This is a genomic window from Thiorhodococcus mannitoliphagus, from assembly GCF_010915725.1.
Classification (GTDB): domain Bacteria; phylum Pseudomonadota; class Gammaproteobacteria; order Chromatiales; family Chromatiaceae; genus Thiorhodococcus; species Thiorhodococcus mannitoliphagus.
Genome location: NZ_JAAIJR010000099.1, coordinates 1 through 21,612 on the forward strand (window position 1 = coordinate 1; position 21,612 = coordinate 21,612).

General features: G+C 65.3%; 17 protein-coding genes and 2 pseudogenes. 18 read left to right on the top strand and 1 reads right to left on the bottom strand.

Going from position 1 to position 21,612, the window contains the following annotated elements:
- Positions 1-137: 137 nt before the first annotated feature.
- From G3480_RS19195 to G3480_RS19230, 8 genes and pseudogenes are all read left to right on the top strand, one after another.
- Positions 138-500: pseudogene (locus G3480_RS19195) on the top strand (tyrosine-type recombinase/integrase); the annotation flags it as partial.
- A 332-nt stretch (positions 501-832) separates the two neighbouring features.
- A complete protein-coding gene (gene ubiG, locus G3480_RS19200; protein WP_164655502.1) occupies positions 833-1,555 on the top strand; it encodes a bifunctional 2-polyprenyl-6-hydroxyphenol methylase/3-demethylubiquinol 3-O-methyltransferase UbiG in 723 nt (240 codons plus the stop codon).
- Positions 1,548-2,231 carry an HAD family hydrolase gene (locus tag G3480_RS19205; protein WP_164655503.1) on the top strand — a complete coding sequence of 228 codons (684 nt, stop codon included), beginning with the start codon at positions 1,548-1,550 and terminating at the stop codon, positions 2,229-2,231. The genes ubiG and G3480_RS19205 overlap by 8 nt, the downstream gene beginning before the upstream one ends.
- Positions 2,231-3,076, top strand: a complete 846-nt coding sequence (locus G3480_RS19210; RefSeq protein WP_164655504.1) for a squalene/phytoene synthase family protein — start codon at positions 2,231-2,233, stop codon at positions 3,074-3,076. Before G3480_RS19205 ends, G3480_RS19210 begins: the two co-directional genes overlap by 1 nt.
- Before the next feature lie 155 nt (positions 3,077-3,231).
- On the top strand, positions 3,232-3,783 hold the full coding sequence (locus G3480_RS19215) for a YaeQ family protein (RefSeq protein WP_164655505.1): 552 nt from the start codon (positions 3,232-3,234) through the stop codon (positions 3,781-3,783).
- Complete coding sequence (locus G3480_RS19220; RefSeq protein ID WP_164655506.1) at positions 3,780-4,331, top strand: CIA30 family protein; 552 nt, start codon at positions 3,780-3,782, stop codon at positions 4,329-4,331. The genes G3480_RS19215 and G3480_RS19220 overlap by 4 nt, the downstream gene beginning before the upstream one ends.
- Before the next feature lie 76 nt (positions 4,332-4,407).
- A complete protein-coding gene (locus G3480_RS19225; RefSeq protein WP_164655507.1) occupies positions 4,408-5,019 on the top strand; it encodes an NAD(P)-dependent oxidoreductase in 612 nt (203 codons plus the stop codon).
- Positions 5,020-5,383: 364 nt separating this feature from the next.
- Positions 5,384-7,510, top strand: coding sequence for a polysaccharide deacetylase family protein (locus tag G3480_RS19230; protein ID WP_164655508.1), 2,127 nt, complete (start codon positions 5,384-5,386; stop codon positions 7,508-7,510).
- Between the two features lie 77 nt (positions 7,511-7,587).
- On the opposite strand, the gene cbiB is transcribed toward G3480_RS19230, so the two are convergent.
- The gene (cbiB, locus tag G3480_RS19235) at positions 7,588-8,541 is read right to left on the bottom strand and encodes an adenosylcobinamide-phosphate synthase CbiB (protein ID WP_164655509.1); all 954 of its coding nucleotides are present in this window, start codon (positions 8,539-8,541) and stop codon (positions 7,588-7,590) included.
- A gap of 388 nt (positions 8,542-8,929) precedes the next feature.
- Between cbiB and G3480_RS19240 the strand changes: the two genes are divergently transcribed.
- From G3480_RS19240 to G3480_RS19285, 10 genes and pseudogenes are all read left to right on the top strand, one after another.
- The gene (locus G3480_RS19240; RefSeq protein ID WP_164655510.1) at positions 8,930-9,163 is read left to right on the top strand and encodes a cysteine-rich CWC family protein; all 234 of its coding nucleotides are present in this window, start codon (positions 8,930-8,932) and stop codon (positions 9,161-9,163) included.
- A gap of 111 nt (positions 9,164-9,274) precedes the next feature.
- The gene (locus tag G3480_RS19245) at positions 9,275-11,842 is read left to right on the top strand and encodes a tetratricopeptide repeat protein (RefSeq protein ID WP_164655511.1); all 2,568 of its coding nucleotides are present in this window, start codon (positions 9,275-9,277) and stop codon (positions 11,840-11,842) included.
- Entirely contained in the window at positions 11,842-12,135 is a 294-nt protein-coding gene (locus tag G3480_RS19250) for a J domain-containing protein (protein WP_164655512.1), read from the top strand. The genes G3480_RS19245 and G3480_RS19250 overlap by 1 nt, the downstream gene beginning before the upstream one ends.
- Positions 12,135-12,830, top strand: coding sequence for a nucleotide exchange factor GrpE (gene grpE / locus G3480_RS19255; RefSeq protein ID WP_240905924.1), 696 nt, complete (start codon positions 12,135-12,137; stop codon positions 12,828-12,830). Before G3480_RS19250 ends, grpE begins: the two co-directional genes overlap by 1 nt.
- A 37-nt stretch (positions 12,831-12,867) precedes the next feature.
- Positions 12,868-14,598, top strand: a complete 1,731-nt coding sequence (locus G3480_RS19260) for an Hsp70 family protein (RefSeq protein ID WP_164655513.1) — start codon at positions 12,868-12,870, stop codon at positions 14,596-14,598.
- Complete coding sequence (locus G3480_RS19265) at positions 14,598-14,957, top strand: hypothetical protein (RefSeq protein ID WP_164655514.1); 360 nt, start codon at positions 14,598-14,600, stop codon at positions 14,955-14,957. Before G3480_RS19260 ends, G3480_RS19265 begins: the two co-directional genes overlap by 1 nt.
- Positions 14,958-15,696: 739 nt before the next feature.
- Positions 15,697-16,077, top strand: a complete 381-nt coding sequence (locus G3480_RS19270) for a hypothetical protein (RefSeq protein ID WP_164655515.1) — start codon at positions 15,697-15,699, stop codon at positions 16,075-16,077.
- 630 nt (positions 16,078-16,707) lie between these two features.
- Positions 16,708-18,068 (top strand): annotated as a pseudogene (locus G3480_RS28550) (DEAD/DEAH box helicase family protein); the annotation flags it as partial.
- 140 nt (positions 18,069-18,208) lie between these two features.
- Positions 18,209-18,871: a hypothetical protein gene (locus G3480_RS19280; protein ID WP_164655516.1), complete on the top strand. Its 663-nt coding sequence runs from the start codon at positions 18,209-18,211 to the stop codon at positions 18,869-18,871.
- A 213-nt stretch (positions 18,872-19,084) separates the two neighbouring features.
- A partial coding sequence (locus tag G3480_RS19285) for an efflux RND transporter permease subunit (RefSeq protein WP_164655517.1) occupies positions 19,085-21,612 on the top strand: 2,528 nt, incomplete at its 3' end.

The following is a 21,612-nucleotide window of genomic DNA, read 5'->3' on the forward strand; positions in this document are numbered from 1 at the left end:
CGGAGAAGCTCAAGGATCTGCTGGCGGGAACACGCTACGAAGATGGAATGCCGGTAACGGACGACCCACCGGAGGAGCAACGGGACGCCGCCTGATCCAAGGCACCCTCAGCTGGCATACACCAGATTTGACAATAGCTCCCCGATGCCTTGGCCCGGAAATGGCCGAATGCACCGAGGGAATGGATCTGGCAGTACCTCTTTCCGAGCGGCAGGCTATCGGTTGACCCCCGGAGCGGCAAGACGCGCCGACATCACGTGCATGAGAATGGGCTGCAGAAGGCCGTGAAACGCGCGGCACCGCTCGCTGGCATTACGAAGAAGGTCAATTGCCATTGTCTTCGTCATTCCTTCGCAACCCATCTCATCGAGAGCGGCTATGACATCCACAGGGTTCAGGAACTGCTTGGGCATGCGGACGTTTCGACGACCATGATCTATACGCATGTGCTGAATCGCGGCGGGCAAGGCGTGCTGAGCCCGCTCGACGGCTTGGGTTGACGGCGCCGTCGGGGATCCCTTCAGCCGAAAAGATGGACAGGCCGCGCTTTGCCCATCCGACGGCAACCCTTGTCATGCGTAGGATGTTCTCGGACCTCGAACGAGAGAGCGCCTGACGGGCCTCGCCGTCCGCGGGCCCGATGACGCGAACGCCTGGCGGACGAGATCTCGCCCAGACCACTTTGTGACGCCCCTTTCTCCTCTGCCCTGATCTCGGCGCTCGGGGCGATCCTTTCGGCGCCTGGTCGTTTAGAATTGCCGCATTCGCAACCATCTGAGCGCCAGGAGCGACCGACCGCTCCCGAACTCACAAGCCTTTTCGGACCCTGAACATGACCGAGCAAACCTACAACGTCGACCGCGCCGAGATCAGCAAGTTCGAGGAACTCGCCTCCCGTTGGTGGGACCCGCACAGCGAGTTCAAGACGCTGCACGACATCAACCCGCTTCGGCTCGACTATGTCGATCGCGGCGTCGGCGGGCTGTCCGGTAAACGCATCCTGGACGTGGGTTGCGGCGGCGGCATCCTCTCCGAGAGCATGGCGCTGCGCGGTGCCCAAGTTACGGGCATCGACATGGGCGACATGCCGCTGCGCGTCGCCGAGCTGCATACCCTAGAGACGGGCGTGGAGGTCGAGTACCGCCGGGTGCCGGTCGAAACCCTCGCGCTCGAGCAGCCAGACAGCTTCGATGTCGTCACCTGCATGGAGATGCTGGAGCACGTCCCCAGCCCGGGCTCGGTCATCGACGCCTGTGCAAGACTGGTCCGTCCCGGCGGCAAGGTGTTTTTCTCGACGCTGAACCGTAACCCCAAGTCCTATCTCCTCGCCGTCGTCGGGGCCGAGTACGTCATGGGCATGCTGCCCCGCGGCACGCATGACTACTCGCGCTTCATCCGCCCCTCTGAGCTGGACGCCTGGATCCGACCGACCAGCATTCGCACCATCGACATGGTCGGCATGACCTACAACCCGCTCACCCAAGTCTATAAGCTCGACCCTCACAACCTGGACGTGAATTACCTGGTCACCTGCGTGCGCGATACTCATGGCTGACACCGCGCCGTTGAGAGACGGTGCCGTCCTCTTCGACCTGGACGGCACCTTCGCGGACACCGCACCTGATATGGCTGCGGCCCTCGACAGGATGCTCGAGGCCCGCGGCCGTGCCGCACTGGCTTTCGAGCAGGTGCGCCCCTTCTGCTCCTATGGCGCGCGCGGCATCCTCAAGATCGGCTTCGGCCTGGAGCCACAGGACGCGGCGTTCGAGCCGCTGCGCCGCGAGTATCTCGACATCTACGCCGCCGCGCTGGTTCGAGAAACCGCCCCCTTTCCCGGCATCGCAGCGCTGGTCGACGCCCTGGAAGCGCGCGGCCTGCCCTGGGGCATCGTGACCAACAAGCCGACCTATCTCACCCTGCCGCTGATGGAGCAGATCGGCTTCCGCGACCGCGCCGCCTGCATCGTCTGTGGCGATACCACCGCCCGACCCAAGCCGCACCCGGATCCCATGTTCCACGCCTGCGAGCTGATCGCCGTCGCGCCGGCACGCTGCTGGTATCTCGGCGACGCCGAGCGCGACATCCGCGCCGGACTCGCGGCCGGCATGGGCACCCTGGCGGCATGCTTCGGCTATCTCGGCGAGGATGACGACGCCAACACCTGGGGCGCGCACGGTCTGGTGGACCACCCGCTGGATGTCCTCGACTGGCTGCCGGAAGCCGGCGACTGATGGCGGACACCGAGGGGGCATCCGCCTGGGGCTTCCCCAACGCAGCGACCGCGCCTGGCTCGACGCGCTACTACAGCATTCGCTTCGCGCCCGCCCCGCTGCGCGCCGACATCGCAGCAGTCTTCGGCTGGCGACAACAGATCGACGCAGTGCTGGACGAAGTCTCGGATCCTGGCGTCGCGGCGGCCAAGCTGGAGTGGTGGCGCGCTGAGATCGAGCGCGCGCACAGGGGTGAAGCACGCCATCCCCTCGCCCAGCGGCTCGCTCCCGTCATCGCAAGCGCCAGTCTCCCGCTCGAGCCCTTCCTCGAGGTCATCGATGTGCGCGCTGACGTCTTGGCGCGTCGCTTTCCCGAGAACGATGCGGCCTGGATCGGCAGCGCGGCTCGAGATCTCGGCGCCGTCGCCGAACTCACCGCCCGCTGCTTCGGTCAGTCAGACGCACTCGATCTGGAGGCCGCGAGACGGATTGGCACCTATTGCGCCTTGGTGGAGCGCCTGAGAGACGCCGGCTGGCTGCTGCGTCGGGGTCGCCTGGGCATCCTGCCGTTGAACCAGCTCGCCATCGCGGGCCTGGTCCCGGAAAGCCTGCGCACGACTGAGGGGCGTGCCGCCCTGCCTAAACTGCTCGCGCAGGCCGCCGAGCACATCGCGCCGATCGCCGCCGCCATCGACAGGGCACCGCACCCTCAGCCGGTGACGCTCCGCATCCATCGGCGCCTGCGCGACATCCTGCTTCGCGAGCTGGAAGAGAGTCGTTTCGATGTGCTCGACCAACGCATCTCCATCACCCCCATCCGCAAGCTCTGGCACGCGTGGCGGGAGAGCCAAGGCCGCGCATCCTAGCGGAGGGCAGCGGGTGTGGCTTGAGTCGCACCGACCAAAGCTCGGGGCCGGTGACTGCGGACGATGGCGGCACGACCCGATCGCCCCGACTTCAGGGTTAATATGGACGCCCTCTCCTTCCCTCAGCTGCTCATGCATCGGCATCAGGACACCCCATGGCCCTCAAGGCAACCGTCTTCAAAGCCCAGGTCCAGATCAGCGACCTGGACCGGCACTACTATGAAAGCCACACGCTCACCCTCGCCCGCCATCCCTCTGAGACGGACGCGCGGATGATGGTGCGGCTCTTAGCCTTTTGTATCTTCGCCGACCCGCAGCTGAGCCTCACCAAAGGGCTCTCCACCGACGAGGAGCCGGATCTCTGGCAGCACAGCCTGAGCGGGGAGATCGAGCGCTGGATCGAGCTGGGTCAGCCGGACGAGCGGCGCCTGCGTCAGGCCTGCGGACGCGCTCGGGAGGTGGTGGTGGTCACCTATGCGGGCCGGTCAGCGGCGCTATGGTGGACCCAGAACAGCGCCAATCTCGCACGGCTGCGCAACCTGCGGGTGCTGGATCTCGACGCCGCCGAGGTCCAGGCGTTGACCGCGCTGGTGGCGCGCAGCATGGACCTGCAGTGCACACTCGACGGCGGCCAGGTCTGGATCGGCAACGATCAGTCGACGGTCGAGCTGACACCGACCATCCGTCAGGCCGGAGGCGATCGATGAGCGCGTCCAGCCTTCCCTCCGCGGACGGACTGATCGATGATTTTCGCGATGCCGACGGGCGATCGCGCCTGGGGACGCGCTGGCGGTTGGTGACGGATACCGTCATGGGTGGTGTCTCCGAGGCGCGCATGGCGTTCGACACCCTGGACGGACGCCGGGCGCTCTGTGTCGAGGGCGAGGTGCGGCTGGAGCAGAACGGCGGCTTCCTGCAAGTCAATCTGGAGCTGACCCGCAAGGGCGCCCCCTTGGACGCATCCGAGTTCGCTGGGGTGCGACTGACCGTCCGCGGCAATGGGGAGCACTACAACCTGCATCTCAAGAGCCGGGACTGCGCCCTGCCCTGGCAAGCTTATCGCGCAACCTTCGTCGCTGGGCAGGACTGGCAGGAGATCCGGGTGCCCTTCGAGCGTTTCGCGCCCAACCGGCTGAGCGCGCCACTGGATGCGGGCCAGCTGACGCAACTCGGCCTGGTCGCCATCGGACGGGCTTTTCAAGCGCAGCTCTGCATCGCGCAGGTGGGCTGGTATCGGAATCTCGCCGCAGGCTAACCCCCCTCGCCTTCCGGCCGAGCCGCCCTTACCTTCCAGCCACTGCTTGGGTAAACGACGATCAGGAGACAACAGCATGCACATTGCCCTCTTCGGCGCGACCGGCGGCACCGGCCGGCAGGTTCTGGCCCAGGCACTGGAGCAGGGTCATACCATCACGGCCCTCGCGCGTGATCCCAACAAGCTCCAGCCCCACGACGGGCTGACACAGATCGGCGGGGATGTGCTCGATCCAGCGGCCGTCGCCAAGTCCGTCGAAGGGGCGGATGCGGTCATCTGCGTGCTCGGCTCGCATGGTCGACAGGAGCCAATCGAGGCGCGCGGCACCGAGCGCATCCTAGCCGCGATGCAAGCCGCCGGCGTGCGCCGATTGGTGGTGGTGAGTTCCCTCGGCGTCGGCGACAGTCGCGCGCAGATTGCCTGGCCGTTTAGACTGGTGATGGACCTCATGCTGAAGACAGTCCTCGAAGCCAAGGCGGAGCAGGAGCAGCTGGTCATGGCGAGCGGGCTCGACTGGGTCATCGTGCGTCCCGGCGGACTCACCGACGGCCCCCGCACCAGCGCCTATCGCTTTGGCGTCGACCCGACCCTCAAGTCCGGTCGCATCGCGCGCGCCGACGTCGCGGACTTCGTGCTCCGCCAACTGACGGACGACAGCTTTCTGCATCAAACACCGGCGGTTACCTGACCGCAGCGGCCTCTGCTCGGCCCCTATTCGATCGCCTTGGCTGCAAGCTGATCAAATAATGACCAGAACAGGGTTTTCTCAATGCGAGCAGATGGTTACCGCAGAATGACACAGCTTATCCACAGATCCGCTCACGGCACCTGGGGACAAGCGCTCGACGCCAAGGGTCTCTAGCCCGCTGAGATCCATGGCCAGGGCGGGTGAATCCCAACACGGCCATCATCCTGCTCGATTCGGTGGGAGCGGCGCCCCGCCGCGACGCGTTCGCAGACGGCTGCGGCGTCTCTTCCAGGCTCCGGGGTGCCGAAATCACGGCATGAGCGTTAGGCTATCGCCATACAGCCACCGCGTGAGGATCGGTCCCATGCCGACATCAGACGTCTTTTCCCGCTTCATATCGATCGAGATCCCCGAGCGCTTGGTCTGCGCGTCCAACAACCAGAGTCCGGGCTTCACCATCGCGCTAACCGCCGACGGCGTCATCCCCTTCCCCCAGATCATCCTGCGTCAGTACGGCCGCGAGCAGCTGATCCAAGGCGATCGGATCAGCCTGACCGCCACCAAGCCCGATGGCGCGCACAGCTATCAAGCCGAGGCCCCGCCCGGTCTCCTCGGCCCAGGCGAGGTCCAAGTCCAGATCGAAGGCTGCCGCAAAGCCGAGATCCATCAGGCCGGCGGCGCGGACTGGATCAAGACCTTCCGCAGTGTCACGCTCGAGCGGGCGCCGCGCCCCGCCGTCCCCCGCGTGCAGGGCGGCGACCAGCCCAAGCTCTACTTCGGCATCCACAAGCACATGCATCAGCCCTACTATGATGCGGTGGATCCCAACTACTGGGACGGCGAGAAGGACGGCATCTTCGGCTCGCGCGGCGGTCCCTATGTCGACTTCGTCGCGGCAGCCATCCGCCAGTACGCAGACGCCGAGCTGCCCCACGGCGGCCTCACCTGCAGTTGGAGCGGCTCCCTGATCGAACAACTCGACCGCTGCGCCGAACAAGGGCGCTGCGGCGGGCGCTTCGGCGATTGGACGCGCGAGGTCCGCGCCGTCGCCCAACTGAAGACGACCCTGGGCAACCCGCGCCTGGATCTCAGCGCCTTCGGCTTCCACCACCCGCTGATGCCGCTCATCCCGGAGCGCGACATCGTCCGACAGATTCAGCTCCATCGCGAGCTGATCCCCGAGACCTTTGGCGCACCGGCATCCGACATCCTCTTCCCACCCGAGACGGCCTTCCACCCGCGCATCATCCCCGCACTCAAGCAGGCCGGCATCCAGGCGGTGCTCTACGACTCCATCCACCGCTACCGCGCCTGCAAGGACTACCCCTATGGCGGCATGAGCGAGGGCATGCTCCCGCCCAATCCGGCCGACCAGGTCAACCCGCCGGTCAGCGACTGGCTGCGGCTGCACAACGTCTGGACCGGCTCGGAGATCGCGCCCAGCCTGCTTAAGCCCGAGTACCTGGCCTATAGGGATCCGGACGGCGTCACCCACAAGATCATCGGCATCCCGGCCGAGCGCTACATCGGCAACGAAGACGCGCGCGGCGGTTTTGGCGCGCTGCAGTATCCGGACGTCTTCGAACAGCTCTACCGACACCTGCTCGACCACGGCGGCTTCGACCCCAAGCACCCGCCCTTCCTGCTGCTGCACTCGGACGGCGACAACCACGGCGGCGGTGCCGAGAGCTACTACCGCGACAACACGGCACGCATGATCGAGTGGCTGCACCAGGACCCGCGCTTCGAGCTGATCGGCATCGCCGACTACCTCCAGCGCTTTCCGCCCGATCCGGAGCAGGCGGTCCACGTCGAGGCCGGCTCCTGGAGCGGCGCCGACAATGGCGACCCCCAGTTCATGAAGTGGTTCAGCCGCTACCGCGAGCCCTACTCGCCCGACCTCAACTCCTGGGCCGTGCTGACCGCGCTGCAGAACGCCGTGCACACGCTGGAGGACGCCGAGCCGGATCACCCCATGCTGGGCGAGCTGACGCGCCTGCTACTCACGGCCGAGGCGAGCGACTACTGGTACTGGACGGGTCAAACCGTCTGGGATCAGCAGGTGACCAACGCGGCCAATCGCGCCTGGTCGATCGCCGGCGCGGAGCTGGAGCGTCTCGCTGGCAACGGCGCCGACCGCACCGGCCCGACCATCTTCCCGCCCTGGGTCACGCCTGAGAATCCCGGCGGCAAGCAATGGGGCCAAGGCTGCCTGGAAGACGCCCCACGCGAGGGCCGGGTGCATAGCTTCGTCTACGACCTCTCCGGGCTGGAGCGCGTGACGCTGCACCTGCGCACCGCGAACGGCGAGCAGCGCATGGCGATGACGGACCGCGGCCCCTATCCCTGCAACACAGGCGCAAAGGTCACGGCCCAGTACCTGACAGCGGACCTGCCCGTGGGGCTGGGGGATCTGCGCTATTTCATCGAGGCCGAGGACAAAGCGGGCAATGTCTCCCGCGGCGCGCTGGAGCGGATCTTCCTGGCATAGACAAGCGGTTGCACTTGCAGGCTGGACAAGCGAGCGCGCGGTCCATCCTGCAAAAACCCTGGTCATTCATGGGAGCGCTACCCGACCCCAATGGCAAGTCCGAGCCCCGCCACCAAGGCCAAGACGCCGGCAAGCCCGATCAACCGCAGCGCCCGACGCAGATGACCGCCATCAAGGTCGGCTGGCCAGTCCGGATGGCCCATATAGCACTGGGTCACCAAGACGCCTTCACTGTAGATGGGGCCAATCAGGCGCACCCGCAGCGCACCGGCACAGGCCGCCTCGCTCCAGCCCGAGTTGGGGCTCGGCAGCATGGCGTGATCATCCCAGGCGGCCCGCAGCGCCAAGAGCGGATGCAGGCGGAGCGGAATCGCAGCGAGCGCAATCAAAGGGACAGACAACCTGGCCGGAATCCAGTGAATGACATCGTCCGAGCGCGCGGCTGCCCAGCCAAAGCGGGCATAACGCGCGTTCTTGTAGCCGACCATGGAGTCGAGGTTGGAGACGGCCTTAACGAGAATGAGGCCAGGCAGGCCGAAGAGGCAGAGCGCCCAGAGCGGCGTGAGCACGCCATCGGTCAGATTCTCGGACAGACTCTCGATGGTCGCGCGCACCACCCCGCCAGCGTCGAGCCGGTCGGTGTCCCGCGCCACCAGCATGCCCACCTGAGCACGCGCCTTGGGCAGGTCATCCAGCGCAGCCAGAACCCGCTCACCGTGCAGGAGCAGATCGCGCATACACAGCAGACTGTAGGCGATGTAGACGTCCCAGACCCACGCCATCCAAGGGTGCATCCAGCCAAGCGCGAAGCGCACGCCGAGCCAGCCCGCCAAGGCGACACCAACGACCAGCGCCCAGTGCAGGATGCCGCCGCCACGGCCGCTCCAGCCGCGGCGAAAGAGCAAACGCTCGGCGCGCAAACTCCAGGCACCTATGAGGCGAATGGGATGCAGGCGATAGACCGGATCGCCGAGCAGCCAGTCCAAGACGCAGGCGACCAGCACGAGGGCGATATGCCCTGTCGGCTCCATCAGGACATTCGAGGTGGTAGGGGAATTGATTGCCGACAAGACAATGGGGGCATCTCCAGCTGATTCCGAACGGCCGCGCATCTGGGCAAGGTCGAGTGGTCCAGCCTAAGCCATGCGGCTGTCTTGCGGCAATTGGCATGCTTCCGCAAGACATCGTCCTCGAGCCTAATTGGAGCTGTCTGCAAACCTCTGGCGTCTGGAAGCGCGCCCCTGAGACGGGGTCGTCGCGGCCGGGCGCCGCTCCCGCGAAGTCTCACGAGAGAATTTCCAAACAGCCCCTATACTCAAGAGTGAGGCTTGGGCTTGTCTCGACGCCCAGACCCTGCGGACGCCCCATCCTAAGGCACCCGCCGCAATGCCGGACCATCAAGGAGACGACAATAGCCCCATGCCAGAGTGTGAAGACCAATGCCCCCGTTGCGGCGCACCGCTGCGCTGCACGCCGGATGATATCGAGCACTGCGATTGCGCGCCCATCAGGATCCATCCACAGGCCCTTTCCGCGATCCAAGCCGACTACTCGCGCTGCCTCTGCCCGGCCTGTCTCAGCGCGCTCAGTGCTCAGCACAGCGCCATGGCGCCGAAGGACGAACCCTCCGGCCGGAGCGACCCGCCGCCATGAGGCCGTTTATCGACCGATGACAGCTGGAGTATACTTTTGAGTCCGAATCCGACACCGCCACACCCGGCGGTGTTTTCTTTCGTGTCGACCGACCACGACCAAGAGCAACCTATGGCGAAGAAGCAGAAGCGACGCGCAGCGAGCACCAACCGCAAGCCCTCTCAGCTCTCTCCGGAAGCGCTGGCAGTGCAGGCCAGGCAGAATCTCGACGCCAACCGCTTCCGCGACGCCATCGCCGACTTCAAGCAGCTGGTCAAGGTGGAATCCCGCCCCGAGTGGCAACAGGGGCTGGCTGACGCCTATGCGGGACGCGCACGCGAACTCACCGCCAAGGGCATGCACAAAGAAGCCATGGTCATGTGGGACAACCGCGCCGCTCTGGGCACAGAGGTATCCGTCTCGGTCGACCACATGCTGATGATGATGCGCGCCGGACGCTTGGAGTCCGCCTTGGAGCAGCTCGCCAGATCGAGTGACATGGCCCCAGAGGACCAGAATCGTTTGCGCTCCGCGATTGCCGCCTTGGCGCTGACACAGGGCGCCGCCCTGACCGAGCGACTGCCCGCCGACGATCCCATCAGGCGCCAAGCGCCGACGGCATCCGCCGCACTCGACGCCTATTGCGCGGGCGACGACGCGGCGCTGCGTGCGGCGCTGAGCGAGATCCCATTCCGCTCACCCTACCGAGATCTCGCCCAGATCCTCAAGGCGCTTCAGCTCCTGCCGAGCAGCCCCATCGAGGCGGAAAAGACGCTTGGACGCATCGGCTCCGACTCCGGCTTCGCGCCGCTCAAGCAGGCCGCGGAACTCGCGCTCCTCCCGGAATCGACCTTTCTGGAACAGGCCCTGCGCTTGAGCGGCAGTCGCATGCGCCTGGCCTGCACCCTCAAGGGCTGGTCGGACGAGCGGATCGCCCTGCTCGATGAGCTGAGGCACCTCGGTCCCCACCCCAAGCCCGATACCCTCCTGAGCGTCATGTACAAGCATCGGGGCCAACTCGGCGAGGCATGGACCAGACAGAAGACACTGCGGCTCCTCTTCCCGCACTACCCGACGCGGTTGGACTGGCTCAAGACGCTCGGCGCTCCGCGCTTGACCCCGTTCGAGCGTTGGCTGATCGCCTGTTGGGCCGCCGAAGAGATCGAGAATTCGTGGCATATCGCCGATAGCTGGTCAGATCTCGCCGACGAACTCAAGCACTTGGCCAAGAAGCAAGCAGCCGGTCCAGTCGACAAGCTGCGCGTTGCATTGGCGCTGCGCCGTACCGATCAGGTCACCGACATTCTCTCCGCCGAGCCCGACGCGGAAAGGGCGCCCAGCGATGTCGAGCAGATGGCGCTCAAACAGGTCGAGGAGAGTCTGGATTGGGACCCCGAGGATCGCCGCACCTACCTGAGGCTCATCGCCTTCTACCGCGGGCGCGGCCGGACCAAGGACGCGCGCCGCATCCTGGCCGCCGCAAGCGAGCGCTGGCCGGATGACATGGGCGTGCTCCAAACGAGCATGGAGGTGGCCATCGACTCCGGTGCTTTCAAGAAGGCCAGCACCATCGCGCGCCGCATCCTCGAGATCGACCCGATCAACAGCGGCGTGCGCGACGCGCTCGTCAACGCCCATCTCGCCCATGCCAGCAAGCAGATGCTCCAGCGGCGCTCCGATCTTGCGACCAAGGAGCTGGGCGCGGCGCGCGAGTGGGCGCGCAGCGAGCACGCCCTGGAGCAGCTGGACATCGCCTGCGGACTCAACCGTCTCAGCACCGACGCCGATGCCGGAATGGCCGAACTCGGGCAGATCGTCGAGCGACTCGGCAAGGGACTGGACGCGCAGATTGCCATGGCCCTGGCGGCGGATTCAGTGGGGCATGTGCCCTCCTCATTGCTCAAGGCGCTAAAGTTGAAGTCCGCCCGCGTTGCCGACAAGGCTGACCTGCTTGCGGCCCTCGGGCGCCTGAGGCGTTTTCTCGACCGTGGCGGCAAGATCTCCAAGCGGGTCGAGAGCGCGATCAATCCCCCAATGGCAAAAGGACACTGGGCACAGCTCGAGCGCCAGGACATTGAATCCGCGTGCGAGACGCTGCGGCGTGCCGGCCTGCATCAGGTTCGCTCAAAAGCGGCCAGAGCGGCCCTCAAACGCTGGCGCGGCGCACCCATTTTCGAACTGCACGCCTTCGAGGCCAAGTATCCGAACGGCTGTCACGACCCCTTCAACAAAGACCTCATGACTCTCGAGTGGGCGCTGGACCGGGCGCGTGGGGACGGGGATACCCGCACGGCCCTCCGTATCCAAGGCCTGATCGACCGCAACGTCGGCCCCTTCGGCCGCGGTCCGAGTCCCTTTGACCTGCCGCCTTTCGACTTCGACCCCGAGCCGATGTCAGGGCGCGGCGAGAGCCCGCTGGAGCCTTTCCTCGAAATGATCGAGGACGTCGGACTGGAAGCGGCGATGGACGCTTTCCAAATGCCGAAGAACCTGCGCAAGGACCTGCGCAAGCTCGCGCAAGAGCAAGGCGAAGATGCCGTGATCGAGCTGTTCGATATCATGTTTAACGAGATGCTGTCCGCAGGCCCACTCGACGGGTTTCTGCCCCTCCCGCCCAGCCCACCGCCGAAAGGTGGCAAGCCCAAGCCGAGGAAAAAGCCCGACGACGAGGATCCACCCATCCAGACGGACCCATTCTAATGAGAGATCCTTACTTGCTGCTCGGGATTCCCGAGGATGCCGACGACCTGGCCGTCGAAGCGGCCTACCTGAGCGCCATCAAGGCCTGTCCGCCCGAGCGTGACGCCGTGCGCTTCCAGGCCCTGCGCACCGCCTACGAGCAATTGCGCACCAACCGTGACCGGGTGGCGCATGAACTCTTCCAGACCGCACCGCCCGAGCTTGCCGATCTGCTCGACCGCGCAGCGCCTGTCGGTGAGCCACGACGGCCCGCGCGCGCGCTAGTCGAAGCCCTGCTGCGCGGAGACGACTGATGGACGAAATATTGGACGAGAGCGTCAGGGATCAGCTCGCGGCGCGCTTCCGCGCCTATCTCGACGAGGCCTGCGAGGCGGACACAGCCGACGCGGACGCAGCGTCGGCCCCGGACCTCTTCACACTGCTCGCGGAACTCTCGGCACTCAAGAACGAGGTCAAGCTGGAGTCTCGCCAGGTCAAGACGGCGCTGGACGAATTCCGCGGCCTGTTCGACATGCTGCGCGACCAGCAAGAACGCCTGGACGAGGAGCGCGCACGGAGGCGCTCCGCCGAGCACACCGCCGACCAGCATAGCCAAAAGGAGCTGCTGCTCGAGCTGCTCGAGGTGCGCGATCGCCTCGAAGCCGGACACCTCCAGGCCAGCCGTTTTCGACCCGGCTTGCTCGGGCGGCGCAAGGCCAAGCCCTTCGTCGCCTCCATGGCGGAGGGCATGGCGATGAATCTGCGCCGACTGGACGAAAGCCTTGCGCGTCGTGGGGTGAAGCCCCTGACGGTCGTCGGCCGTCCATTCGACCCTCACAGCATGCACGCCACTGGGGTCGCTGCGGATCCCGATATCCCCGCGGGCCAGGTGGTCGAGGAGCTACGCAAAGGTTTCCTCCACCAAGACGCCCTGCTGCGCCCGGCCGAGGTCATCGTCAACCGCGCCAGAGCCGCAACGCGGCACGAGAAGCCGCGCCTGAACACCTAGCGCACCTTCACGAACCCTTACCCCGGGAATCAAGACATTGAGCGACATCATCATCGGCATCGACCTCGGCACCACCAATTCCGAAGTCGCCGTCGTCCAGAACGGCCGACCGCACATCATTGAGGTGGACGGCGCCAAGATCCTCCCCTCGGTCGTCGGCCTCGCCGACGACGCCAGCCTGCTGGTGGGAAAGGCGGCACGCAATCAATACGTCCTCTATCCGGAGCGCACCATCCGCTCGGTGAAGCGGCGCATGGGCGAGGACGTCTCGCTCGACATGGGCGAACAGCGCTACCGGCCGCAGGAGATCTCGGCCCTCATCCTGCAACGCCTCAAGCGCGCGGCCGAGGACCACTTGGGCGAAGCCGTCGCCAAGGCGGTCATCACGGTGCCGGCCTACTTCTCCGACGCCCAACGCCAGGCGACCCGCGACGCCGGGCAGCTCGCTGGGCTGGAGGTCGTGCGCATCATCAATGAGCCCACGGCGGCCGCCCTCGCCTACGAGGCCGACCACACGACCGCCAAGACCATCCTGGTCTACGACCTCGGCGGCGGCACCTTCGACGTCTCCGTGGTGCGCCTGAGCCAGGATGTCACCGAGGTGCTGGCCAGTCATGGCAACAACCAGCTGGGCGGCGACGATTTCGACGCCAAGCTGGTGAATCACGTCGTCGAGCACCTGAAAGAGACCAAGGGCATCGACCCGAGCGAGGCGCGCACCGCCATGGCCCGCATCGTCCGTGCCTGCGAGACGGCGAAGATCGCCTTGAGCGACGCCCCCTACGCGCGCATCGAGGAAGAGTATTTGCTCGAGCAGGACGGCAGTCCGGTCAACCTCTCGCTGGAGATCGACCGCGAGGTCTACGAGGACATGATCTCGGACTACATCGACGAAACCCTCGAGGCCGTCCACATCGCCCTCAAAGGTGCCTCGCTCGCCGTCTCGGACATCGACGAAGTCTTGCTCGTCGGCGGCGCGACCCGTACCCCCTTGGTCCAGCAGCGGCTCGAGGAAACCTTGGGCATGCAGCCGAGATCCGAGGTGGATCCCGACCTCTGCGTCGCGGCCGGCGCGGCCATCCAAGCCGCCGTAGTCGCGGGAGAGAAGGTCTCCGCCGTCTTGGTCGACATCACCCCCTACACCTTCGGCACCAGCGCCATGAGCATCCTCAACGGCGAGCCCTACCCCTACACCTATGTCCCGCTGATCCGCAAGAACACGCCCATCCCGGTCACCAAGACGGAGGCCTTCGAGACGCTCTACGACGGTCAGCAGATCATCGACATCAAGGTCTACCAGGGTGAAGACCCGGATGCCCTCAACAACACCGAAATCGGCTCCTTCCGGATCGAAGGACTCCGCGACGTCGAGGCCGGCAACATCATCCTCACGACCTTCTCGCTGGACCTGAACGGCATCCTCCAGGTCACCGCCCGCGAGAAGAGCACCGGGCTCGAGCAGCGCATCACCATCGACAACGCCACCTCGCGCTTCGAGAGCCAGGAACTGGACGCCGCCCGCGAGCGCCTGTCCACCCTGATCGAGGGCGAGGCGCGCGACGTCACCGCAGAACACCGCGGCTCGGTCCAGGCCAAGGCCCTGATCGAAAAGGCCGAGCGGTTGATGGACACCGCAAGCGCGGAGGACAAGGAAGACTTGGTCGACATGACCGAGAGCCTCAGAGACGCACTCGAAGCCGGCGATACCGGGGCCATCGAAGAAGCCAAGAGCGCCCTCTCGGACCTCATCTACTACCTGGAGACCTGATGGAGCGCTGCCCCAACTGCTCCGCCCGCGGCACCGGCGCCCCCACGTGCCGGCGCTGCGGCATGGAACACGGCCTGCTGCTCGACACCGAGCAGAGCGCAGCGCGGCTCCTCCTGCAAGCCATGGTCGCGCTCGCCGCCGAAAATCGAGACGCCGCGATCGCGGCACTGCAAGCCTCCCTCGCGCTGCGCAACGACCAGTTCGCCCGTCATCTGCTCGCCTTCGCGAGCCGCCCGCCGAACGACCTGATCGAGGCCCCGCCTTCGGTTGCCCAAAAAGACCAAGCGTTAGGCGATTTCCGCGAGCCCGGATACCAAGCCGAATGGTCGAATAGACGTCTCCCCGAGGTCGATTTCTAGCGAGGCTTCGCCTCAGACCCACGAGCCATGCCATCGGTATCGGTATCGGAATCGGGATCGCTATCGTCGGCTCGATTCCGATTCCGATTCCGATTCCGACGGCCTTGGACTTGGATGGTGGGGCGCTTCATCGAAATTTGACTCATCTGCAAGCATTTTGCGCCCTCAAGGCTTCTAGTCACCTCCCAAGGCTCGCCGAGGCTCAGCACAAGCACTTGGTAGCCGCCCCATGGCCAATCATCCGCTGCCACGACAGGCCCCGCGCGCCCCCGATGGAGCACGAAATTGAACCGCTCGGGCACCTCAAAGAACACCTCTCGGTCCGGCTCGTCTTCGTAGATCGACCCTCACCGATCAGCGTGCGAGGTGATGTGATTAAGACGCGTCCGCGAACTCGATTCTGGTGCGGGATGAGCTTGGCAAGAGACAATCAAGAGCGCATCCAGCACCGCGCTACAATGCGAGACCTGACCCCTTGGAGTCGTAACGCCATGCGCGCACCCAAGGGTATGTCCTGCTATGATTCACCGGCCAGCTCCCACGGATGCTCACGGGAGCAATCCCGTTCCATCGAGGGAGCATGGAAGGCAAATCGCGCATTTTCCAAGAAATGGCCCTGGTGCGTTCGACCCAGGCCGACGCGGTCACTGAATATCATGCCAATGATTCAGGAGCATTAATCGGAGCCTGGCCGAATCCGTTCCAACCAATCTGTTCCAGCCCTAAGGAGAATCTCCACATGACTATCAAGCACATTGTTACCAGTTCCGTCGCGGCCCTGGCTTTTTCGCTCGCTGGCGCCGTTGCCGCCGAGCAGCCGGCCACCCCCTTCGTCTCCGGCGACGAGCCGATGAACGTCGGCCAGGGCGCCCAGATGAAGGCGCCCGACCCCAATGCGAAGGCACAGGAGACGACCGAGAAGGTCATCGAGTCCCAGGGTGCCGAGCTGACCGGCGATTACGCCGTCGAGCAGGACGACGCCCAGATCAAGGCACCAACCCCCAATGCGCAGGCCCAGGAAGCGACCGAGAAGGTCATCGAGTCTCAGGGCGCAGAGCTGACCGGCGACTATCCGATCGATGAGGGCGACGCCAAGCAGATGGCGGCACCAAAGGAATAAGGTCCAGTTCGTGATCGCATGCCTGTTGTCGAGTCATCGAGCAGGCTTGCATTGACTGGAGAGCATCGTGGCGGACGCGGCTTAAATGATCACGAATGAAGCATTTAAACCGCGCCCCGCCAGCCGCATAGATCAGCCGCGAGACCTGGCAAGGCTGCAACATTCGTTCTTCACGCTGGACTCGGTGGATGGGTTCCTTCCACGGCAATCACAGATTCCGGCGATTGCAATCAGCCCCGTGTCATCGAACACCAGCGACACCTAAGACCTCAGCCAGACCGGGACACCGGCCTCCCTGAAACACTTTTTTCAGCGTGCTTTCGTGGCCACCCCTGCGTGTCCGACAGTGCTGTCCGATGCACCCGAAGCGCACCACAAGGGGCTGACGGCCCTCCCCCCTCCAACCGCTCGACAGCCACGCCATCTCCATCGTCAGCGCAGCTAAAGGGTGACCCTTTGCTCCTGCGATGCTGCTCGGGACAGCCTTTGGGTCGGCTGGTGCCTGGACCTAGGATGCTCGGCGCCGTACAGCAGAGCTTCTCGCCTGCCTCGACCAAGTCAGCCATCGGATTGTCATGTCCGTGCAAACATCCTAGCCTTGTGCGTCACCGAACACTCAGGACGAGCAGCGTGAGCAACCCCTTCTTCGACCGGCCGATCATCAACTCTCCCTACGCCTATCCATCCCGCCATTGGGAACTAGACGACAGCGGCCAACCCACCCAGAGGATCCTCGAAACCCGGCGCCACGCTGAGTTCATTACCCCCATCCCCAAGCCGAAGAAGCAAAAGGGTGCGGGCAAACAGGAATCGCTACTGTTCGACGAGGGGCTGGGACTCAGCGGCGAGCAGCAAGGCTATGACCACACCGCCATCATCAACGCCGTGCGTCTGGAGGTGGATCGCTGGCGCCAAGATCCAGACCCAAACCATATTGACGGGTCACGCCAGAGACCGCGCGCCTCCTTCAGCACTGGCGCCATCACCCCTTCGCCGGCATCCGCCCCTTCTTCTGCCAGGTGGAGGCCGTTGAAACCCCCATCTGGCTGACCGAAGTCGCACCGCAGATCGGCAAGGCTGGCCAGCGCTTTCTCGACCATCTGGACAACGCCAGCACGGAGGCCAACCCTGGGCTGCTGCGTCTCGCCCTGAAGCTCGCCACCGGCGCAGGCAAGACCACCGTGATGGCCATGCTCATCGCCTGGCAGACCATCAATGCCGTGCGTAAGCCCAACAGCCAGCGGTTCACCCGAGGCTTCCTGATCGTGGCCCCCGGCATCACCATCCGTGACCGTCTGCGGGTGCTCATGCCCAACGACCCGGACAGTTACTACCAAAGCCGCGAGCTGGTCCCCAGCGACATGCTGGAGGATCTGCACAAGGCCAAGATCGTCATCACCAACTATCACGCCTTCAAGCGCCGCGAACGTCTGGAGCTCTCCGGATTCGTCCGCACCAACGACGACGGCTCGTCGAACGTCGTCAACGGCCGCCTGGAGCTGTTCCGCAATTACGACGAGCACGACAACCCCGTGCCGCGCCCCAAAACCCTGCTGATCGACAGCCAGCAGCTCGAATCCGGCGAGGGGCTGGACAAGAACTTCCGCGCGCTGGCCAGCGACGAGATCGAGCGCTTCAAGCGCGAAGCCCTGGAGCGCGGCGGCACGCTCGCCAATGAGCTGCGCGCCGGCAAGGAGATCGACGACACGACCCTCTTGCGCGAGGTCATGAACACCGTCGGCAAGCCCGGCACCCTGGGCGAATCCATCCGCTGCGTGCTGTCGGTGTCGATGCTCACCGAGGGCTGGGACGCCAACACCGTGACCCATGTGCTCGGCGTGCGCGCCTTTGGCACACAACTGCTGTGCGAGCAGGTCATCGGTCGCGCGCTGCGCCGCCAATCCTACGATCTCAACGAAGAGGGGCTGTTCAACGTCGAATACGCCGACGTGCTCGGCATCCCCTTCGACTTCACCGCCAAGCCGCTGATTACCCCGCCCCAACCGCCGCGCGAGACCATCCAGGTCAAGGCCGTGCTCCCCGAGCGCACGGCGCTGGAGATCCGCTTTCCGCGTGTCGCCGGCTACCGTGTCGAACTCCCCTAGGAACGCCTCACCGCCGATTTCAGCAAGTGGCCACCATCTTCAATTGGATCGCCGAACAAGCCCAGGCGCGCAATCCGAGCGCAGACAAACCGATCGTCCTACTGATGGATGGGCAGGAGTCGCTGTGGAACGCCGGCTGGGAGGCCCTCTCCCAACGCGACGAAGAGATCACCGAAGTGCTCGACTTGATGCACGCCCTGGGGTACCTGTGGGATGCCGCCCGCGTGTTCTACCCCAAGGCTCCGAGCGGACCCGAGGCGGTTGCCTTCGTTCAACAACAGGCCGGGCGCCTCCTGCACGGGCAAGTTGAGACCGTGCTGCGCTCTCTGCGTTGGTTGGGGACCCACCACGCACTGACCGGCAAACGCCTTGAGCAGCTCGAAAAAATCTGTGGCGACTTCCACAACAATGCTCATCGGATGGACGACGCAACCTATCTTGAGCACGGCTTTCCGATTGCCTCCGGCGTGATCGAAGGCGCTTGCCGATGCGTCGTCAAGGATCGCATGGAAGGCTCCGGGATGCGCTGGGTGATGTCTGGCGCAGGTGCCATGCTCAACATGCGCTGCATCGCCCTGAGTGACCTCTGGGACGCGTTCAAGGCTTTTCGTATCCAGCGCGAATCCCGTCGCCTCTATCCAGGATTCGCCGCAAATGATGCCGATTTCACCCAGGCAATTGCGGCGTGACGGGCGCGGGAGGCGGGTTGCACCCATCCTCCAAAGCAAAGTTCCGTGGCGAGCCAACGGAATGAGCCTGCGCTCGCCGATCACCCCTCCGGTCGGGAGTTTGACGCCAGTGACATGAGCGGGCAATTAGCCATTTGGCTAATTTCGCCTCCCCCGCGGTTGCGCTAGCTTGGGTCGCGTCAATTCTGACCGCCAAGACCAGCCGCGCCCGCCATGTTCGAATCCACTGTTTTGTTTGCCCTCGCGCATCCGCGCCGGATCATCCTGATCACGGTGCTTTTGGCCGTGGCGCTGCTGGCTGCCTTCCCCTTCGTGCGGGTCGATGTCGATCCTGAGTCCATGCTGTCGGCGGACGAGCCGGTGCGGGTGGAGCACAACCGCATCAAAGACCTGATGGCGCTGCACGACATGATCGTGGTCGGGGTCACCCGCGACGCGCACCCGGACGGCGTCTTCAATCCGGATTCCCTGGCGCGCCTGCGGACGCTCACCGACGACATCGCCGGTCTGGACGGCGTGCTGGCCCATGACATGCTCACGCCGGGGCAGGTGGATGCCATCGAGCCAGGCGGGCCGGGGACCATCCGCTTCGAGCGCCTGATGGCGCAGCCGCCGACGGATCAGGCGGGCGCCTTGCGGGTGCGTCAGCGGCTGATGGACAACCCCTTCCTGTGGGAGACCATGATCTCGACCGATGGTCGTGCGCTGGCCTTTTATGTGCCGCTGGCGGGCAAGCAATATTCCTGGCGGGTGGCCGAGGAGATCAAGCGCCAGGTCGCCGCGCTCGACGGCCCCGAGGCCTATCACATCGCCGGCTTGCCGGTGGCGGAAGATACCTTTGGCGTGGAGATGTTCATTCAGATGGCTATCTCGGCGCCGCTCGCGATGCTGCTGATCGGGGCGCTGATCTGGTCGTTCGTGCGCAATCTGCGCCTGACCGCCGCAGCGCTGTTGGTGGCGCTCCTGTCGGTGATCATCACCATGGGCCTGTTCATCGCGACCGGCAACACGCTGCACATCATGTCGTCGATGATCCCGATCTTCATCATGCCCATCGCGGTGCTCGACGCGGTGCATATCCTGTCGCAGTTCTTCGACAGCTACCGCGGCGAGCGCCGCGCCGCCCTGGTGCGGGTGATGCGCGATCTGTGGCAGCCAATGCTGTTCACCTCCCTGACCAGCAGCGCCGGGTTCCTGTCGCTGCTGTGGGCGCCCATCCCGCCGATTCAGGCGTTCGGGCTCTTTACCGGTCTGGGCATCCTGGTGGCCTGGGTGCTCAGCATGACCTTTCTGCCGGCCTTTATCAGCTTGATCCCGGAGCGCGCGCTGGCGGGTTTTGGCGCCAAACGGCGGGCGCAACCCGCCGCGGCGGACGCGGCCCTGGCGCGCGCGCCGAGCTGGCTCGATCGCGGTCTGGCGACGATCCATGGCGTAACCGAGCGCGAGGCCCGCGCCATCGTGGTCCTGGCGCTGCTGCTCGCGGCCGGCGCCGTGCTGGGCATCACCAAGCTGCAAATCAACGACAACCCGGTTAAGTGGTTCGAGCCCAGCCACGACATCCGCGCGGCGGACCGGCTGATCAACGAGCGCTTCGGCGGCAGCTATCTGGTCTATCTGACCTTGACCCCGCCGCCTGATGCGCGCGCGCTCCAGGCACTGCAAGAGCGGCTGACAGCCGAGCTGCCGGCGCTGGGGGCTGAAGGCGAGGCCCTGGCGGACTGGCTGAGCAGTCAGCCGGTCGCCGGCATCCGGCCCCTGGAGCGGCTGACCGCCATGCGGCAATGGATTGATCAGCAGATGAGCGGCGCGGATCCATCCGCGGAAACCGCGCCCTCCCAAGAACCCGTCTTCGAGATGGAAGATGCCGACGCGCCGCCCGATGACAGCCGCGCGCGCTGGCTGGCGTTGGATCGGTTGGTCGAGGACGCCATGCGGCCCTACCAGATCATGAAGCAGCCGGCGATGCTCGACTGGCTGGACCGGATGCTCAGTGAGACCCAGTCCGGCACCGGACACAGCGTGGTGCAGCTGATAAAGAAGGTCAACAAGGAGCTGCACGAGGGCGACGCCGCCGCCTACCGCGTACCGGATACCGCGCGCCAGGTGATGGAGACCTATGTCAGCTTTCAGGGCTCGCACGACCTGAACCGCCTGTGGCACATGATCACCCCGGACTATGGCGCGACCACGGTGCTGCTGCAGTTGCGCCAGGGCGACAACCAGGATGTCGCCGCCGCCGTCGCCGAGCTGGAGCGCTGGATGGCGGCCCATCCGTCGCCGGTCGCGCTGCGGGCGGAATGGTCGGGCCTGGCCTATCTGAACATCATCTGGCAGGAGCGCATGGTCAGCGGCATGCTCTATGCGCTTGGCGGCAGCCTGCTGATCGTCTATCTGGCGATGCTGTTTCTCTATCGCTGCTTCTGGTGGTCCCTGTTGTCCATGTTGCCGCTCAGCCTGTCGATTCTGCTGGTCTATGGCCTGCTGGGCCTGCTGGGCAAGGACTACGACATGCCCGTCGCCGTGCTCTCGGCCCTGGCGCTCGGGCTGGCGGTGGACTTCGCCATTCATTTCAACGCCCATCTGCGCCTCTATGGCCGGCAGTCGCCGCCCCGCAAAGCCATTGCCCAGGTGTTCGGCGAGCCTGGCCGAGGCATCGCCCGCAATGCAGAACTCCTGACTTGGCGCCAAATTCAATGCGACTGGATCGCCTCAAACACGAGGCGCAGCTCGGTACCGGGGTA

What these genes read in the sequence shown, in the direction of transcription:
- G3480_RS19225 (WP_164655507.1), top strand. Translation starts at nt 4,408, where the DNA reads ATGCACATTGCCCTCTTCGGCGCGACCGGCGGCACCGGCCGGCAGGTT.
- grpE (WP_240905924.1), top strand. Translation starts at nt 12,135, where the DNA reads ATGGACGAAATATTGGACGAGAGCGTCAGGGATCAGCTCGCGGCGCGC.
- G3480_RS19230 (WP_164655508.1), top strand. Translation starts at nt 5,384, where the DNA reads ATGCCGACATCAGACGTCTTTTCCCGCTTCATATCGATCGAGATCCCC.
- G3480_RS19245 (WP_164655511.1), top strand. Translation starts at nt 9,275, where the DNA reads ATGGCGAAGAAGCAGAAGCGACGCGCAGCGAGCACCAACCGCAAGCCC.
- G3480_RS19265 (WP_164655514.1), top strand. Translation starts at nt 14,598, where the DNA reads ATGGAGCGCTGCCCCAACTGCTCCGCCCGCGGCACCGGCGCCCCCACG.
- G3480_RS19220 (WP_164655506.1), top strand. Translation starts at nt 3,780, where the DNA reads ATGAGCGCGTCCAGCCTTCCCTCCGCGGACGGACTGATCGATGATTTT.
- G3480_RS19215 (WP_164655505.1), top strand. Translation starts at nt 3,232, where the DNA reads ATGGCCCTCAAGGCAACCGTCTTCAAAGCCCAGGTCCAGATCAGCGAC.
- G3480_RS19250 (WP_164655512.1), top strand. Translation starts at nt 11,842, where the DNA reads ATGAGAGATCCTTACTTGCTGCTCGGGATTCCCGAGGATGCCGACGAC.
- G3480_RS19210 (WP_164655504.1), top strand. Translation starts at nt 2,231, where the DNA reads ATGGCGGACACCGAGGGGGCATCCGCCTGGGGCTTCCCCAACGCAGCG.
- G3480_RS19205 (WP_164655503.1), top strand. Translation starts at nt 1,548, where the DNA reads ATGGCTGACACCGCGCCGTTGAGAGACGGTGCCGTCCTCTTCGACCTG.
- G3480_RS19240 (WP_164655510.1), top strand. Translation starts at nt 8,930, where the DNA reads ATGCCAGAGTGTGAAGACCAATGCCCCCGTTGCGGCGCACCGCTGCGC.
- G3480_RS19270 (WP_164655515.1), top strand. Translation starts at nt 15,697, where the DNA reads ATGACTATCAAGCACATTGTTACCAGTTCCGTCGCGGCCCTGGCTTTT.
- cbiB (WP_164655509.1), bottom strand. Translation starts at nt 8,541, where the DNA reads ATGGAGCCGACAGGGCATATCGCCCTCGTGCTGGTCGCCTGCGTCTTG.
- ubiG (WP_164655502.1), top strand. Translation starts at nt 833, where the DNA reads ATGACCGAGCAAACCTACAACGTCGACCGCGCCGAGATCAGCAAGTTC.